At 45.2% G+C, this 17,366-nt stretch carries 17 protein-coding genes; 15 read left to right on the top strand and 2 right to left on the bottom strand.

The window, feature by feature from the left end; all coding sequences use genetic code 11:
* Nucleotides 1-36: 36 nt before the first annotated feature.
* Complete coding sequence (rnt, locus tag BMX05_RS00560) at nt 37-693, bottom strand: ribonuclease T (RefSeq protein WP_093307797.1); 657 nt, start codon at nt 691-693, stop codon at nt 37-39.
* Nucleotides 694-917: 224 nt separating this feature from the next.
* Here rnt and BMX05_RS00555 point away from each other — a divergent pair, with 224 nt between their 5' ends.
* From BMX05_RS00555 to BMX05_RS00495, 13 genes are all read left to right on the top strand, one after another.
* Nucleotides 918-1,592 carry a trimeric intracellular cation channel family protein gene (locus tag BMX05_RS00555; RefSeq protein ID WP_245710355.1) on the top strand — a complete coding sequence of 225 codons (675 nt, stop codon included), beginning with the start codon at nt 918-920 and terminating at the stop codon, nt 1,590-1,592.
* On the top strand, nt 1,589-2,191 hold the full coding sequence (gene ruvA, locus BMX05_RS00550; RefSeq protein WP_093307795.1) for a Holliday junction branch migration protein RuvA: 603 nt from the start codon (nt 1,589-1,591) through the stop codon (nt 2,189-2,191). The genes BMX05_RS00555 and ruvA overlap by 4 nt, the downstream gene beginning before the upstream one ends.
* Before the next feature lie 31 nt (nt 2,192-2,222).
* Entirely contained in the window at nt 2,223-3,242 is a 1,020-nt protein-coding gene (ruvB, locus tag BMX05_RS00545; protein WP_093307793.1) for a Holliday junction branch migration DNA helicase RuvB, read from the top strand.
* 11 nt (nt 3,243-3,253) lie between these two features.
* Complete coding sequence (locus tag BMX05_RS00540) at nt 3,254-3,760, top strand: YbgC/FadM family acyl-CoA thioesterase (protein WP_093307790.1); 507 nt, start codon at nt 3,254-3,256, stop codon at nt 3,758-3,760.
* Nucleotides 3,753-4,424: a protein TolQ gene (gene tolQ / locus BMX05_RS00535; RefSeq protein WP_218138954.1), complete on the top strand. Its 672-nt coding sequence runs from the start codon at nt 3,753-3,755 to the stop codon at nt 4,422-4,424. Before BMX05_RS00540 ends, tolQ begins: the two co-directional genes overlap by 8 nt.
* A gap of 27 nt (nt 4,425-4,451) precedes the next feature.
* Nucleotides 4,452-4,892, top strand: a complete 441-nt coding sequence (gene tolR, locus BMX05_RS00530) for a protein TolR (RefSeq protein WP_093307786.1) — start codon at nt 4,452-4,454, stop codon at nt 4,890-4,892.
* An 11-nt stretch (nt 4,893-4,903) separates the two neighbouring features.
* Nucleotides 4,904-5,887: a cell envelope integrity protein TolA gene (gene tolA / locus BMX05_RS00525; RefSeq protein ID WP_093307784.1), complete on the top strand. Its 984-nt coding sequence runs from the start codon at nt 4,904-4,906 to the stop codon at nt 5,885-5,887.
* 2 nt (nt 5,888-5,889) lie between these two features.
* The gene (gene tolB / locus BMX05_RS00520) at nt 5,890-7,188 is read left to right on the top strand and encodes a Tol-Pal system beta propeller repeat protein TolB (protein WP_093308341.1); all 1,299 of its coding nucleotides are present in this window, start codon (nt 5,890-5,892) and stop codon (nt 7,186-7,188) included.
* Between the two features lie 29 nt (nt 7,189-7,217).
* Complete coding sequence (gene pal / locus BMX05_RS00515) at nt 7,218-7,829, top strand: peptidoglycan-associated lipoprotein Pal (RefSeq protein WP_093308340.1); 612 nt, start codon at nt 7,218-7,220, stop codon at nt 7,827-7,829.
* A 59-nt stretch (nt 7,830-7,888) separates the two neighbouring features.
* Nucleotides 7,889-8,755, top strand: coding sequence for a tol-pal system protein YbgF (gene ybgF / locus BMX05_RS00510; RefSeq protein WP_177166727.1), 867 nt, complete (start codon nt 7,889-7,891; stop codon nt 8,753-8,755).
* 31 nt (nt 8,756-8,786) lie between these two features.
* A complete protein-coding gene (locus BMX05_RS00505; protein WP_093307780.1) occupies nt 8,787-9,539 on the top strand; it encodes a YciK family oxidoreductase in 753 nt (250 codons plus the stop codon).
* Nucleotides 9,540-9,947: 408 nt separating this feature from the next.
* Nucleotides 9,948-11,561, top strand: a complete 1,614-nt coding sequence (locus BMX05_RS00500) for a methyl-accepting chemotaxis protein (RefSeq protein ID WP_177166726.1) — start codon at nt 9,948-9,950, stop codon at nt 11,559-11,561.
* 12 nt (nt 11,562-11,573) lie between these two features.
* Nucleotides 11,574-12,527 (top strand): ATP-binding protein, encoded by a 954-nt coding sequence (locus tag BMX05_RS00495; protein WP_093307775.1) that lies wholly within the window; start codon nt 11,574-11,576, stop codon nt 12,525-12,527.
* Here the strand turns inward: BMX05_RS00495 and bioA are convergent.
* On the bottom strand, nt 12,524-13,786 hold the full coding sequence (gene bioA / locus BMX05_RS00490) for an adenosylmethionine--8-amino-7-oxononanoate transaminase (RefSeq protein ID WP_093307773.1): 1,263 nt from the start codon (nt 13,784-13,786) through the stop codon (nt 12,524-12,526). The two genes, BMX05_RS00495 and bioA, sit on opposite strands and share 4 nt — an antisense overlap.
* A gap of 171 nt (nt 13,787-13,957) precedes the next feature.
* Between bioA and fadB the strand changes: the two genes are divergently transcribed.
* A complete protein-coding gene (fadB, locus tag BMX05_RS00485; RefSeq protein WP_093307771.1) occupies nt 13,958-16,105 on the top strand; it encodes a fatty acid oxidation complex subunit alpha FadB in 2,148 nt (715 codons plus the stop codon).
* A 26-nt stretch (nt 16,106-16,131) separates the two neighbouring features.
* Entirely contained in the window at nt 16,132-17,307 is a 1,176-nt protein-coding gene (gene fadA / locus BMX05_RS00480) for an acetyl-CoA C-acyltransferase FadA (RefSeq protein WP_093307769.1), read from the top strand.
* Nucleotides 17,308-17,366: the final 59 nt, after the last annotated feature.

The raw sequence follows: 17,366 nt of genomic DNA, 5'->3' as shown, positions 1-17,366 counted from the left end.
CCGCCCCGCTACACCAGCGGGGCCTTTGTACGGGTTTTAATGGGTATCGTCTGTCGTTTGTAGGGTTAAATCCCAACCTCCTAATTCTTTCCAGCGGTTGACAATACAGCAAAATAATTCGGCGGTACGCTCAGTATCATAGCGTGCTGAATGGGCTTCGCGTCCGTCAAAATCGATGCCTGCTACTTTACAAGCACGTGCTAATACGGTTTGTCCAAAAGCTAATCCTGAAAGTGTTGCCGTATCAAAACTAGAAAAAGGGTGGAAAGGATTACGCTTAATACCACAACGTTCAACCGCAGCGTTTAAAAAAGCTTGATCAAAAGCCGCATTGTGACCAACCAAAATGGCGCGAGTGCAATCATGGGCTTTGATCGCTTTGCGGATCGGTTTAAAAATTTCTCCAAGCGCTTGGCTTTCCTGTTTCGCCATGCTTTTACGTAGTGGATTATTCAAGTCAATCCGAGTGAACTCTAACGCAGCGGTTTCAATATTTGCCCCTTCAAATGGCTCAATATGACAGCTGTAAGTTGCATCAGGCAAAAGCATGCCATTTTCATCCATGGTGAGCGTGACTGCGGCAAGTTCAAGCAAGGCATCTGTATGCGGGTTAAATCCTGCAGTTTCTACGTCAACGACTACAGGCAAATAACTGCGAAATCGATAGGACATAGGGTGTCGACTGATAGACATGGGTCTTCTCCGGCTAACGACTGATTCCTACTTCAGTGCCGCCATTAGGGGTTGCAAAAACGTCGCAAGCTTATCACAGATCAACCAGGCCTGCTGGTATCTACTCGATAAAATCTAGTGTGCTCTCCTGCATAGATAAAAATTTTTGTTAAAATGCGCCTTTGATTTTGGTCGTGACATCAAAACGACCTGCACGCTTTGCCTAACCCTAGGATGATTAACTTATGATGGCCAACTTGTCCCTGATTTATGTGCTTGATATTTTCGGCACTATCGTATTTGCGATTACAGGGGTATTAGCAGCAGCAGAAAAGCGTTTAGACCTTTTTGGCGTGATTGTGGTAGGAACTGTAACCGCTATAGGTGGCGGTACTCTAAGGGATCTGATTTTAGGGCGCACGCCTGTTTTCTGGGTCGAGCAAACCTCTTATATCTGGATCACTATGTTAACCTCAGTGTGTACTTTTATTTTGGCGCGTCGTCATCATTTTCCGCATCGTGCCTTATTAATTTCAGATGCACTAGGCTTGGCTGTATTTACTGTGATAGGTTCGCAAATCGCTTTAGACTTAGGGCACCCACCGATTATTGCTGTGATGATGGGGGTGATGACTGGCGTATTTGGCGGGGTTGTGCGCGATGTGCTAACGGCAGAAACCCCTCTAATTTTTCGCCAAGAGATCTACGCGACTGCGGCTATGTTAGGTGCTGTTGTGTTTGTCAATTTAAGCTGGTTTTTACCTGAAGCTTGGCGTGCTTGGAACAACCTGATTGCGATGGGGGTCGTTTTTTGTATGCGTTTGGCCGCTATTCGCTGGCATTTGCACCTGCCTGTGTTTTTAATGATCCCACAGGCAACACTTGACCAACCGACTTCAGATGATAAGAAGCACTTATGATCGCTTATATTCAAGGCCGTTTGATTTATCAAAATGCACCTAAGATCATTATCGATGTGCAAGGTTTAGGCTATGAGGTGGAGCTACCTGCCTCTGCTTTTTACCACCTGCCTTCCCTGGGTGAGACCTTACAAGTATGGACCAGTTATTTGGTTAAAGAAGAACAAGCCCATTTGTATGGTTTTTTACACTTACAGCAAAAGGCGCTGTTTAGCCAATTAATTAGAGTGTCTGGGGTAGGTCCTAAATTGGCTTTAGCCATCCTAGCGCAGATGCAAGTGACTGAGTTTATTGACGCTGTGATACAAGAAAATATTCAGGCATTAGTCAGCTTGCCTGGTATAGGAAAAAAAACAGCACAACGTCTCGTGTTAGACTTACGTGAGAAATTACAGCGAGACTCACTTGCTGAGTATGCAGATCAATCTCAGCCACAAGGAGCCGTCAATCAGCAAAAATATGCAGATGCAGAAGCGGCTTTAATTGCTTTGGGTTATAGTCCAACAAAAGCTAGCTATGCATTACAACAGTTGGATATACAGGGTAAAACGATTCAAGAAATATTGCGTCTTGCCTTACAAGTGTTAAGCCCGAGCTAACCCTACAGATGAACTGCACAGAAGACGCATTATGTTAGAAGAAGAATCTATTTTCACCCAGCAAGCCTCTTTGCAAGAGCAAGTGCAGGAATCAAGCATACGCCCACACTCACTGGCTGAATATATAGGTCAGCCGCAAGTGCGTGAACAGATGCAAATTTTTATTCAAGCCGCGCGCCAGCGTCAAGAAGCCTTGGATCACACTTTAGTGTTTGGACCACCAGGGTTGGGTAAAACCACGCTGGCACATATTCTAGCGCATGAAATGGGAAGCCAGCTTAAAAGTACCTCAGGCCCTGTATTAGAAAAAGCAGGTGATCTTGCTGCGTTACTGACCAACTTACATGCAGGGGATGTATTATTTATTGATGAAATTCATCGCCTTCATCCTGCTGTGGAAGAAGTTTTGTACCCTGCTATGGAAGATTACCAGTTAGATATTATGATTGGTGAAGGGCCGGCAGCGCGTTCAGTTAAATTAGACTTGCCGCCTTTTACTCTTGTTGGCGCAACTACGCGAGCAGGTTTGTTAACGAGTCCATTACGCGATAGATTCGGTATTATGCAGCGTTTAGACTTCTACTCAGTACCGGATCTTGCAGCAATAGTAACCCGTTCAGCAAAATTAATGCACCTGGAAATTACCTTAGAAGGTGCAACGGAAATTGCGCGCCGCGCACGTGGTACACCCCGTATTGCTAACCGCTTGTTGCGTCGAGTGCGTGACTTTGCCCAAGTAAAGGCGCAAGGTCAAGTCGATGCCGATTTAGCAGATCAAGCCTTGAATATGTTGCATGTAGATACTTGTGGTTTAGACATGCTAGATCGTCGTTTCTTGTTGGCCTTGATTGAAAAGTTTGCTGGACGTCCGGTGGGGATAGATACGCTTGCAGCGGCTTTAGGAGAAGAACGCGACACCCTAGAAGATATGGTTGAACCTTATTTGATGCAGCAAGGCTTTATTTTACGTACCCCAAGAGGCCGTTGTGTTAGTGCACATGCCTATCAACACTTCCAGTTACCTGTGCCGGCGCACTTGATCCAGTCTTAGGATGATTTTTAATGCAATCGATACAAGCTCCTCAATTGGTATCTACGCACATCTGGCCTGTACGTGTGTATATTGAAGATACAGATGCAGGCGGTATTGTGTATTATGTCAATTACTTAAAATATATGGAGCGCGCCCGTACTGAATATTTACGTACTTTGGGTTGGGATCATCAGAATTTAATGCACAGCTTTCAAAGCCACTTTGTTGTCCACCAAGTACAAATTCAATACCAAAAACCTGTGGGAATGGACCAGCAACTTTGGGTATTGACCCAAGTGCAATCAGCGTCAAAAGTGAGAATTCATTTTCAACAAAGGATTTACTTAGGTGGTCCCACTTGGGATGCGCACCTAGTACAAGCAAGCTCAGAAAGTGAGCTAGCTGCTTATCGTGTGTGTCAAGCAAGAATCGACGTGGCTTATGTCAACGCCACCAAGCGAAAACCAACCGCCATGCCGGCCCCCTTGGTGAAGGCACTTGGTGAATGCATACAAAAAGGAGACGAGGGTGAGTGAGCCGCTGTCAATGTGGGGATTAATCCTCAATGCAAGCTGGGTCGTGAAAGGCGTCATGCTAATGCTAATGCTAGCGTCTTTAGTATCTTGGGTTTTGGTTTTTCAGCGGATGCAGGTGCTAAAACGAGCACGCCGAGCTTTGCTTGCTTTTGAACAAGAATTTTGGTCAGGGATTGATCTGAATGATCTGTACCGACGCTTAGAAAGTGAAGGTGATACCCTAGGTGCTGAAAATATTTTCCGTGCTGGTTTCCGTGAGTTTTCTCGGTTACGCCAAAAAGAATATGCGCCCGATGCCATTATGGAAGGGGTACAAAGAGCCATGCGCGTGGCCTTAGTACGTGAAGAGGAACACTTAAATACCAGCTTGCCATTTTTAGCCAGTGTTGGTTCGACTAGCCCCTATGTTGGCTTATTTGGGACAGTCTGGGGCATTATGGAATCTTTCCGTGGTCTTGCAAATGTGCAGCAGGCCACTTTAGCTGCGGTAGCCCCTGGAATTTCTGAAGCCTTGATTGCCACTGCCATGGGTTTATTTGCAGCAATTCCTGCGGTATTAGCTTACAACCGATTTGCCACCCGTGCTGAAACCTTAGTGGTACAGTATGAAACCTTTGCCGATGAGTTTTCCAGTATCTTACACCGTAATGTGTACGTGCATTAGTTTGTGGCTTTAGAGGGAAATTAAATTATGGCATCTTCCACTTGGCGGCGACGGCCAAAACGTAAGGTGATGGCGGAAATCAACGTGGTCCCTTACATTGATGTTATGTTGGTTCTTTTAATTATTTTTATGGTGACAGCACCTATTCTCACCCAAGGGGTAGAAGTGGAACTGCCACAGGCGACGGCAGAAGCTTTGTCACAAGAAGAACAGCAAGAACCCTTAGTGGTCGCCATTGATCAACAAGGAAGCTACTACTTGGAAATGGGGTTAGATGCACGTCAAGCTGTGACCTTAGAACAGATCAGTGAGCAAGTTGCGCGTGTTCTAGCTGCTAATCCTAGTTTACAAGTGCTCGTGCGTGGAGATCGGCGAGTAGCTTATGGCCAAGTGGTTGAGTTAATGGCGCACTTGCAAGCTGCAGGTGCTGCCCAAGTGGGGCTGATTTCTCAGCCACCCGAGCAATAAAAGGTATAGGTATGCGGGTGCCTCAACCCAAAAATTCAGGAAATTGGCTGCTCTCGATCACGCTAGCTCTCTGTGTACATCTTGTCGCCGTGCTACCTATGGTCTGGCATTGGCAAAGTGCGAATGCCCAAAAGCCACCTGAACCTGAACAACCAAAAATTATTCAGGCAACCATGGTGGCTGAAGATCCAATTCAGGTTCTAAAGGAACGTGCAGCAGCGGAAAAAGCGGCTGCAGAAGCGGCCAAGCGTCGTGCACAAGAGGAACAAGCGCGTCAAGAAGCACAAGCACGTCGCGAACAGGCCGAACGTGAAGCTGCACAAAAAGCCGCTGCAGAACAAGCGGCCCGCGAGGCAGCAGAGCAGGCAGCACGTGAAGCTGCACAAAAAGCACAAGAAGAAGCCCGCCGTCGAGCACAAGAAGAGCAAGCCCGTAAGGAGCAAGCCGCCCGAGAGGCTGCGCAGAAAGCTGCTGCCGAAAAAGCGGCCCGTGAAGCAGCAGAACAGGCAGCCCGTGAAGCGGCAGAGCAAGCCCGTCGTCAAGCACAAGAACAAGCCCGTCGAGCTGCTGAAAAAGCCGCTGCTGAGAAAGCTGCTCGTGAGGCCGCAGAACAAGCGGCCTTAATTCAAGAGCTTAGAGAAAAAATGGCACGTGAATTGGCCGATGAGCAGGCACGTCAATCTGCAGCGGCTTCACAAAATGCTGCCGTGCGTGCCATGCAGGCTATCATAGAAGATTTGGTTAAACAGCAATGGTCCAGACCCCCAGGGATCGCTGCTAATTTGGAAGTTGAATTAGAAGTACGCTTGCTACCTTCTGGTGAACTCGTTGGGGTACGTGTGTTACGTTCTAGTGGGCATTTGGGCTTTGATCGTTCCGCAGAGCAGGCGGTGCGCTTGGCCGCGCCTTTCCGCGAATTGCAACAGTTAGATGCCCCATTACGTAGCATCTTTCGTCAATTCAAAATGGTATTTCGTCCGGAGGATTTACGCTAGTGCTGAAACGATTAAGTCATGGGTGGCTGTTGTTGCTGTGCTTGTTCAGTACGCCCCTATATGCTGATTTAACGATAGAAATTACTCGAGGAAATGACCAAGCTACACCGATTGCTGTGGTGCCTTTCCGTTGGGAAGGCCAGGGTGCGATTAGTGAGGATGTTGCAGAAGTGGTCTCTGCTGACTTACAGCGTTCGGCGATTTTTGCACCCTTAGCGCGTTCTGGTTTAGTCAGCACCCCAAGCCAAGCAAGTGAAGTTGTGTTTCGCGATTGGCGCTTGCTAAAAATGCAATATGTGTTAGTAGGTAAAATCACGCCTCAAGCACAAGGGTACCGTATTCAATACGAGCTTTTTGATGTTTTAAAAGAAGAACGTTTACTTGGTGAGGTGATTACCTCAACGGATGCGGAGCTAAGATCGCGCGCACACTATATTAGTGATCGTGTGTATCAGAAGGTGACAGGACAACAAGGAATTTTTTCTACCAAAATTGCCTATATTACTGCGCAGCGTCTAGGAGAAGGTCAATATCAATATAGGCTGCAAATTGCAGATGCTGACGGTCGCAGGGCGCGCGTTGTTTTATCGTCTAAAGAGCCTATTTTATCACCAGACTGGTCGCCAGATGGACGTTGGTTAGCTTATGTTTCTTTTGAGACGGGTCGTCCTGCGATTTTTGCACAAGAGCTAGCAACAGGTCGGCGTACTCAATTAACTGCATTTCGTGGTTTAAATGGCTCGCCCAGTTGGTCTCCAGATGGTAGGCGTCTTGCCATGGTGCTTTCTAAAGATGGGAATCCAGAACTTTATTTGTTAGATATTGCCAGCAAGCGTCTAACACGCTTAACCAATCATTTCTCTATTGATACTGAGCCGAGCTGGGCACCTGATGGGCAGTCTCTCGTCTTTACCTCTAATCGTAGCGGCTCGCCACAAATTTATCGTTTATATTTGGCAGATAATCGCGTGGAGCGTATTACCTTTGAAGGTAACTATAATGCGCGTCCACGTTTTAGTGCGAATGGACGAGAAATTATTTTTGTACATCGGGCGTCTGGGTTGCATGAGTTTCATATTGCTGCGCAAGATGTGACTAGTAAGCGTTTGCGTAAACTAACATCGACGACTTTGGATGAATCGCCCAGTATTGCACCAAATGGCAGTATGTTAATTTATGCTATGCAGCAGGGTGAGCAAGGAGTTCTGGGGGTCGTTTCTATTGAACGCCAACTTGAATACCGGTTGCCTGCTGCTTTACAGGATGTCCGTGAGCCGGCATGGTCACCCTTCCTAAATTAGAGGCGCGTGCCTATAAAGGGGAATCAAGAATGCAAAAAAATCGTATCATTGCAAACTCATCTGCTTGGATGAAGCCACTAGCTGCAGGTCTTTTGCTTGCTGTGATGGCAGGTTGTGCGAGTCAGCCGCAGTCAGGCATGCAGCCTGTGATTACCGATGACCAGAGTACAGCGACAACAGGCACAGGAGATGGAAGTGCACAGTCTCAGGGTTTAGGCACTTATGGCTCTGGTGGCGCGCAAGGTCTGAACTCAGGGCAAAATGCAGGTGTATCAGGGATGCCAGGTGCTAATCCTGCAGATGCAGACTTGCTTGCAAAAAAGCGTATTTTCTTTGATTTTGATAAGTCAGAAATTCGCAAAGAGTATTTGAGTGTTCTTAATGCACATGCAGCCTATTTGGTTGCAAATCCGAATGTGAAGCTTGTCCTTGAAGGTCACTGTGATCAGAGGGGAACCCGAGAGTATAATATGGCATTAGGTGAGCGTCGTGGAGATTCAGTACAACGCTATTTAACCGTGCAGGGTGTCTCACCACAGCAACTAGAGGTGGTTTCTTATGGCGAGGAGCGTCCCTTAATGGCAGGCCATAGCCTGGATGCTTATGCAAAAAACCGCCGTGTGGAACTTAGTTACCGTTAAGCCTGATACAGCTGGTATGCTGATGTGAGATGCCAGCTGTTCTTATAGGTGTGATCACAATGCAAATACCCCAATTAAACCGCCGCTTTAGCCTGCTGAGTGCTTTTTTATTCGTGAGTGTGTCTTCTTCGTACGCGCAAACGCCTAATTATTATTACCCGCCCAGTGTCAGCACACCAGAAAGTCGAGCGCAGGCCAATTCAAATACGCAATTATTAATGCAACTAGAGCAGTTGCAATCTGAGCTCCAATCGTTACGGGATGTTGTCGAACGCCAGACGTATGAGTTAAACCAGCTAAAACGTGATCAAAGAGAAAGGTATTTAGATGTTGATCAACGTTTAACCCATGTTGGACAAGAAGTAAGCGAAGCCCGTCAGCAAGCGCTGCAAGCTTTAGATATTGCACAAACGCTAAGCAAGATTGCCACTCGTTTAGGCGCTGATACGCAAATAAGCGTCCCTAAAATAGAAGAGACTGCGCCAACAGGGATTCCACGCTTATCATCGCCTTCACTGGAAGCAAGCCAGGAAACGGCAGGTGAGCTACCCAGTAGTGCACGCAGTGCTTATGAATCGGCCTATGCCAAAGTAAATGCTCGTCAATTTGATCAGGCAATAGAAGCATTTCGCGCTTTTATCCGTGATTATCCAGATTCCAAGCTAGTGGCGAATGCTTACTACTGGATGGGCGAAATTTTTATGGCGCAAAACCGCACACAAGATGCAGAACGCATGTTTGATACTGTGGTGAAAAATTATACTCGTAGTTATAAGGTGGCAGACTCGCTTTATAAATTAGGATTAGTATATGCACGTTATGGTCAACAAGATAAAGCCCAGCTAACAATGCAGGAATTAATTGATAAATATCCAAAAAGTGCTGCGGCAAAGCTCGCCGAAAATTATTTAACAAATAAATCTTAACGAAGATGTTCTCAATAGGAGACAATACAAGATGCCTTGTATGATCGATTATAAAGCAGCTGATCATTTGCTTAAAGATAAGGTGATCTTGGTTACAGGTGCAGGTGATGGTATTGGCCGTGTAGCAGCAAAAACTTTTGCTGCTTATGGTGCGACGCTTGTTTTATTAGGGCGTACCATCAGTAAGTTGGAAGCTGTGTATGATGAAATAGAAGTCGCAGGTGGTGCCCAACCTGCGATATATCCGTTAAATCTGGAAGGTGCTACCCATAAGGATTATGTCGAACTTGGCGAACGTCTTGGAGAGACTTTCGGCCGTTTAGATGGTTTACTACATAATGCCTCTTTATTGGGAAAAATCACTCCTTTAGAAGCTTATCATCCTGAGTTATGGCAACAAGTCATGCAAGTCAATTGCAATGCGCCTTTTATGTTAACCCAAGGTGTCCTTGGTGCATTAAAAGCTTCTGAGGATGCTTCGGTGATTTTTACCTCTTCTTCTGTTGGACGGCGTGCACGTGCCTTCTGGGGAGCTTACGCAGTTTCTAAATTTGCTACGGAAGGTTTAATGCAAGTATTAGCTGACGAACTGGAACATACGGGGACAATCCGTGTGAACTCAATTAACCCAGGAGCCACCCGCACGCAAATGCGCCGTAAAGCTTATCCAGGGGAAGATCCACAAAGCCTATTGACGCCAGAAGAGATTATGCCGACCTATTTATACTTGATGGGGGCAGATAGTCGCGGTGTGACAGGACAAGCTTTTGATGCACAAAGCTGAAGTTTAATCTATAGATTGAGATGTTAACGAGCCAAGCATGTCTTGGCTTTTTATTGTCTCCATGAAATTTATATACTTTCACTGACAAAAACTTACTTTTACCTATCTTTTCGGTCGTTGGCTTTCCCTATAAGCTAATGTTATCTAACATCCGCATAAAAAGTAAGGCTAATACTTATAAAGTACACTTTGGTTAACTTTGTGTGTTTTTTATTACAACCTAAGGATAGGTGAATAACCAAGTATTTTTCTTTGTTACTCTTATGTGTCTTTGTTATCATGTATGTAACTTGAATCAAAAGACCTTAAAATAAATGTGGTTAATTAATGAGCAACCGGCATAATTTAAGGTAAAAGCTTGCATAACAACAAATAGAATAGACGTTGGAGTCTACAAGAGAGGATACCGTGAGTGATGGGGTTAATAAATTTTCGCAACAAGCAACAAAGAATAAGAAGCAACACTATACCAGCGCTAAAGAAATTTTAGTTGACTCAGAACACTCTATTATCTCTACCACGGATACCCAAGGGCGAATTCAAAGTTTTAATCAGTATTTTCAGCAAATTAGTGGCTATAGCGCCGATGAGCTTTTAGGTGCCAAACATAATCTAGTACGTCATCCAGATATACCTAGCCAAGTTTTTAGTGATATGTGGCAAAGTTTGCGTCAGGGGCGTTCTTGGATGGGGATAGTAAAAAATCGTTGTAAAAATGGTGATCATTATTGGGTAAAGGCTTTTGTTTCTCCCTTAATGGATGCGCAAGGCAACATCCAAGGGTATCAATCTGTGCGTCATCAAGCCTCGCGTGAGGAAATTGCCCGTGCACAGGCTGTATATCAACGTATAAATAATGGTTATATGCCTAAAGCACGCCCCCCCTATCTAAAAGCTTATTTAGCAACTTTATTAATTTATATTAGTGCTTTTTTAGTAACTTTTATTTGGTGGTCATTAAATACAGAATTTTTGCTTGCCTTAGTTGCGCTATTGTTATCTAACCTGGCCATCATACATTGGATTGTGTCTCCACTGCAGGCAATACAAGCACAAGCTGCACAAATTTATCATAATGATTTAACGACTTATATTTTATATGGACGTTTAGATTTGGGCGCACGTGTGGGCACGAGTCTCGCGTTTTTACAGTTAGGGGTGAAAACGATTTTAGACCGTTTGGCACAAGTCGGTCGTCATGTCGATCAACACGCAGATAAACTGTCGGCTAGCATTGTGCATTCTGATCAAGAGTTACAACAAGTGCAGGCCGGTTTAGATGAGTTTGCCTCGGCAATTCAACAAGTACGCCAAGCCACAGCAAGTATCCGCGAACAGTGTCAGCAAGCAGCGAATACCAGCCAACAAACGGATCAAATTAGCCATCAAGGGCGTGATTTGATGCATAAAACCAAGCAAACGTTCCAAGTTCTGGCACAGGAAATGCGCGCAAGTTTAACGAGCTTGCAAGAGTTGGAGCAGCAAAGCCAAAGCATTGACGGTTTTTTAGAGACCATTAACGGAATTGCTGAGCAGACGAATTTATTAGCTTTAAACGCCGCGATTGAATCGGCACGTGCAGGTGAAGCTGGACGCGGATTTGCCGTGGTCGCGGATGAGGTCCGCAGTCTAGCGGTACGTTCTCAAGAAGTCACAGCCTCTATTTATCAGTTAATGGAGACCTTTAGCGATTTGGTGTCTACGCTAAGAAGACGTATGCAAAGCACTCAAGGCGTGTTGTTAAACTCACAACAAGGGATTGAGAATTTAGATGATCAATTAGATCAATTAAAACAAGTCATTGGTACTCTAGATGGTTTAAATGAAAGGATTGCTGAACATGCACATCAGCAAGTGAAAAGTTCGGAATCTTTAGCCATCACCCTTACGCCTATTTTGGATAATATGCAGGTACTTGGACAACAAAGCGAACAAAATCGTACGCTGGCTAGCTTGCTAGATCAAGAATCTGACAGTATGCGTGCCATTATTCAACGATTTAAGGTTGCGCTAAAAGTGTAAATAGGTGGCGCTATGATCCGTAGTAAACTTTTATTGGTGAAATTTGATAACAGCTTGAACGATTATTTAATTGCGATTTTGCGTATGGGAGATTTTTCTTTTCTGATTGCAAAAGATGCGGATGCGGTAGAGCAAAACCTGCAAAGTTATGCCGATATTGGGGTTTTAGTCTTGTATTTAGATACCTTGCCTTTATGGGATATAGACCGTATTCACGCCCAATATCAGGATCAAGATGTTGCTATGTTGGTTCTTGTAGAAGATCAAAACCGCTGCCGTGACAAGCTGGAATATGTGATGAATTTAGGGATGGATGCCTGCTTACTGCTACGGGAAGTTAAATACAGTGTCATTGTGGCTTGTATTAAACATTTAGTCAGTAAGGAGGTTGCCCTCAGCCGTTTACAGACCAACTATCAACATCATCAAAAGGCATTTAGTATGTTAAATCAAGCTGAATTCCACATTCGCACCCTAGATGAAGCTTATGCACTGGCTGCGACCCTATCGAGTATGTTACCCGCACCAGAGCGCTATGAAGCAGGTTTGATAGAGTTGCTTGTCAATGCGGTTGAGCATGGTAATTTGGGAATCGATTTCGCTCTGAAGGCAGAATTATTAAGCCAAGGTTGGGAAGCTTGGGAAGGAGAGATTCAAGCACGCCTTACCCAGAATGATTTTAAAGATAAACGTGTACATGTGGTGTGGCAACGTACGGAAAAAGGTGTCCGTATTAGTATTGAAGATGAGGGCAAAGGCTTTGATTGGCAAGGATTTGCACAAAAAGAAATCTCTCCTTTTAGCTTAAATGGCCGTGGGATTGCGCTGGCTAAACAGGTGAGTTTTGATAGCCTAGAGTATTCTAAGCAAGGACGTAAAGTCAGTGTGGATGTTTATTTGCCTAGTTATTCGCCATTTTTAAATTCGGCACGTGCTTATCAAAACTCAACTTTATGTGCCTCTTAACGTTCTTCGGTAAACCATGCACGCATCACTTGGATAATATGACGCATCTGCTCGGGTGTGAGAATATAAGCAGGCATAGTATATAAATACCGACCAAAAGAACGTAACCAGACGCCCTCTTGTAAAGCGTAAGCTTGCACCCCTGCTAAAGCTTGCGCATCCTTGACCTCAATCACCCCAGTAGCGCCAAAGGCACGGATGTCAACAACTTGTTCATGTGCTAGTGGAGCACATAGCTCTTGCTGTAATTGCTGTTGTAAATTTTGAATACGTTGTAAATAGTGATCTTGTTGGAACACCTGCAAGCTACGCAAGGCCACGGCAGTCGCTAGTGGATTACCCATAAACGTTGGTCCATGCATAAAAGCACGTTCGTTATCTTGGCTTAAGAAAGCGTCATAAACATGCGTTTGTGCTAGGGTTGCTGCATGTCCCAAATAACCACCAGTTAATCCCTTGCCCAATACCAAAATATCAGGGCAAATTTGTGCTTGATCCATGGCAAAGCAAGTACCTGTGCGCCCAAAACCTGTGGCAACCTCATCAAGAATTAATAAAACTTCGAATTCATCACATAACTCACGTAAAGCTTGTAAATAGAGGGGGGAATACATATTAAAGCCACCGGCCGCTTGTAATAAGGGTTCAATAATCACGGCAGCCGTTTCATGAGCATGTTGCTGTAAAAGCACACGCACAGGTTGAATATCTTCTTGTACTTGTTGCCAACTCGCATCCAGCCCAACACTGGGAGCGGGAGCAAAAATTTGCTGTGGTAACAAGTGGTTAAACAAGTGATGCATCCCTTCGGCGGGATCACATACGGCCATACATCCACTTGTATCTCCATGATATGACTTATAAAACGCCAAGATACGCTGTTTATTGGTTTGGCCGCGATTGTGCCAGTATTGCACAGCCATTTTCAACGCAACTTCGACACCGACAGAGCCACTATCGCTAAAAAAAACATGGTTAAGAGGCTCTGGAGTGATGTCAACCAAGGCTTTTGCTAAAGCTTGTGCGGGTTCGTGCGTCAGCCCACCTAACATGACATGAGCAAAACGGCTGGCTTGGTCTTGTAATGCCTGATCAAGTTCAGGATGTTTATAACCATGAATCAAGCACCACCAAGAAGACGTTGCATCCAGTACGCGCCGACCATCAGCAAACTCTAAATAAGGCCCTTGTGCGTTGACAACACAAGGCATTTTAGGGGCATTAAGCATTTGTGTGTACGGGTACCAAAGCTGAGACATCTTACGCTCCTTTCTTTAGTTAACTTTTTATTTTTTATAGGTTAACTAAATGCGTATAGAAAATACAGACTTTTCACTTGACAAGTCCGGATAATTTGGCGAATCTGAGATAGTTCAAACGCTTGTATGAATTTGAGCCGATATAATAAAAATGACGACGGAGACAAAGGCATGATTTATCAAGGTCAGGCAATACAGGTGCATGAAACCCCAGAAGCTTATGCAAGATGGGTGTTTGATCTCTCTGGTGAGCGTATTAACAAACTGAATCGTGCAACGATTGCAGAAATGCAAGCGGCACTTGCAGCACTTAAGCAACGGACGAACATTCGCGGGTTAATTTTACAAAGTGCTAAAGAAGCTTTTATCGTAGGCGCAGATATTACAGAGTTTCATGAGGTTTTTGCAGCTTCTGAGCAGACTTTGATTGAAATGAATCAGAGTGTCCACGAACTTTTTAATCAGATTGAAGATTTACCTTACCCCAGTGTTACATTAATTAATGGGTTAGCTTTGGGGGGTGGTTTTGAAATTTGCCTGACCACAGATTATCGCTTGGCAGCACCCCAAGCAAAAATTGGTTTACCTGAGACAAAATTAGGAATTATTCCCGGCTGGGGGGGATGCGTACGCCTACCCCGGCTGATCGGTTGTGATAATGCATTGGAATGGATCTGTGGGGGTAACGAATATTCAGCAGAAGCCGCTTTAAAAGTGGGTGCTGTCGATGGTGTGGTAGCGCAAGAAAGTTTGTTGGATGCGGCCTATCATATTTTGGCGCAAGCGCATACAGGTACTTTAAACTGGCAAGCGAAGCGTCGGCAGAAACTTGCAGCACTTAAATTAAATCCGATTGAAAGCATGATGGCTTTTGAAAGCGCCAAAGGTGTGGTGGCAGCCAAAGCAGGCAAACATTACCCCGCGCCTATGCAGGCCATTAAAGCAGTACAAGAAGGTGCTGCTTATGCACGTGAGAAAGCACAACAGGTAGAGGCCAAACACTTTGCTAAAATGGCTAAAACACCTGTATGTCATCAACTAGTTGGCTTGTTTCTAAGTGACCAGCAAGTTAAAAAAACAGCACAAAAGCAAAGTCAGCAAGCACGCCCTGTGAAAAAAGCGGCGGTTTTAGGTGCGGGTATTATGGGTGGGGGAATTGCTTATCAAAGTGCTTATAAGAAAATTCCGATTATCATGAAAGATGTACACGAAGAGGCCTTAAATCTCGGTTTGCAAGAAGCGAGCCAGTTGTTAAGTAAGCAAGTAGCACGCAAAAAACTGACCTTGGAAGACATGGCAACTCGCTTAAGTCATATTCGTGCCACCTTAAGTTATGGAGACTTTGCTGATGTTGATCTTGTGGTGGAAGCGGTTGTAGAAAATCAGCAAGTCAAAGGTCGGGTGTTAGCTGAGGTAGAAAGTCTTTTATCGGCACAAGCGGTATTAACCTCTAACACTTCGACCATCTCGATAGACGCGCTAGCACAGCATCTTTCCCGTCCAGAAAATTTTTGTGGTATGCACTTTTTCAACCCAGTGCATAAGATGCCATTGGTTGAAGTCATTCGTGGGCAGGCCACTTCTGATGCTGCAGTCGCTCAGGTAGTTGCCTATGCACAGCGTTTAGGTAAAACGCCAATTGTTGTCAAAGATTGTCCAGGGTTTTTAGTCAACCGTATTCTTTTCCCTTATTTTGCTGGTTTTATGCAGTTGCTAGCAGAAGGGGTTGATTTTCAGCGTATCGACAAAGTGATGGAAAAATTTGGTTGGCCTATGGGGCCTGCATATTTACTTGATGTTGTCGGCTTAGATACGGCTTTACATGCACATCAAGTGATGGCAGCGGGTTTCCCAGATCGCATGGCGATAGAAGGTACCAGTGCGTTGGATATCATGCAGCAAGCACAAAGGCGTGGGCAAAAAAATCAACAAGGTTTTTATCGTTATCAGGCAGATAAAAAGGGCCGTTGGCAGAAAATACCCGATGCGAGCGTGTATGAGGTATTAGCCCCTTTGGTGCAATCACAAAATGAGGTGAGTGACGAGCAAATTGTGCAACGTTTAATGATTCCTCTGTGTTTAGAAAGTGTGCGCTGTTTGCAAGAGGGAATTGTAGCCTCGGCAGCGGAAGCAGATATGGCACTTGTGTACGGTATAGGTTTTCCTCCGTTTCTCGGCGGGGCCTTCCGCTACATCGATAGCCTAGGGCTGGAAACCTTTGTTGCGCAAGCAGATAGCTACGCGCAATACGGCCCCTTGTACCAGGTAACCGATGAAGTACGTGCGCAGGCTGCGCATCAGCAAGCATTTTATGCCTAACTTTCAGCTTTATGAGGATCTTTACTATGTCACTTAATCCACGTGATGTTGTTCTTGTTGATGCCGTGCGTACACCTATGGCAAAAGCGAAGCAAGGCGCATTCCGCCATGTACGGGCAGAAGCTTTATCTGCTGAGGTGATGCAAGCGATTTTGACACGGGTACCTGAGCTCAACCCAGCAGAAATTGACGATATTTTATGGGGTTGTGTGAATCAAACGCTGGAACAAGGATATAACATTGGCCGTAATGCCGCTTTGTTAACTGACATTCCCGCAAGTGTGCCGGCACAAACGGTGAACCGTTTATGTGGCTCTTCTATGACAGCCCTACATACAGGGGTGGCTCATATTCGTGCTGGTTTAGGCGATGTCTACTTAATTGGTGGCGTTGAGCATATGGATCATGTGCCCATGATGCATGGCGTTGATGTGAATCCACAGGCAAGCTTACACTTGGCAAAAGGTGCCATGATGATGGGGTTAACTGCGGAGATGCTCGGCAAAATGCATGGTATCAGCCGTCAGCAACAAGATGAATTTGCCTTGCGCTCACACCAAAGGGCGCATTCTGCGACAATAGAAGGCCGTTTTAAACGGGAAATCATTGCCATCCAAGGCCATGATAGTGCAGGTGGTATTGATATGATTACCCAAGATGAAGTCATTCGTGCGCAAACGACTTTGGAAGACTTAGCTGCTTTGCCACCTGTTTTCGATCCTAAACAAGGAACCGTAACTGCAGGTCAATCTTCTGCGTTATCTGTAGGGGCATCGGCGATTCTATTGATGAGTGCAGAACGGGCGCAATCTTTAGGGTTAACGCCTTTAGCGCGTGTGCTAAGTCTTGGGGTGTCTGGGTGTGATCCATCCATTATGGGATACGGGCCTGTGCCTGCCTCTAAAAAAGCGCTGGCGGCGGCGAATATAAGCATTCAAGATATTGATATTTTTGAAATTAACGAAGCTTTTGCTGCTCAGTCTTTGCCTGTGATTAAAGACTTGGGGCTTTTAGATACCTTAGATACACGTGTGAACCTCAATGGTGGTGCAATTGCTTTAGGACATCCATTAGGGTGCTCAGGTGCACGTATTTGCACAACCCTAGTACATATGATGCAACAAAAGCAGGTCAGTTTAGGTTTGGCTAGTATGTGTATTGGTATGGGTCAAGGCGTCGCGACTTTATTTGAGCGTTTATAAGGAATTGGTGAATTTAAGTAAAGTTAACGACTCTCCTGTTATCTTGTAGGGGAGTTGTT

The organism is Allopseudospirillum japonicum, from assembly GCF_900108915.1.
Classification (GTDB): domain Bacteria; phylum Pseudomonadota; class Gammaproteobacteria; order Pseudomonadales; family Halomonadaceae; genus Pseudospirillum; species Pseudospirillum japonicum.
The sequence above is the reverse complement of the archived record's forward strand: the minus strand, read 5'-3'. Positions and strand labels throughout refer to the sequence as shown.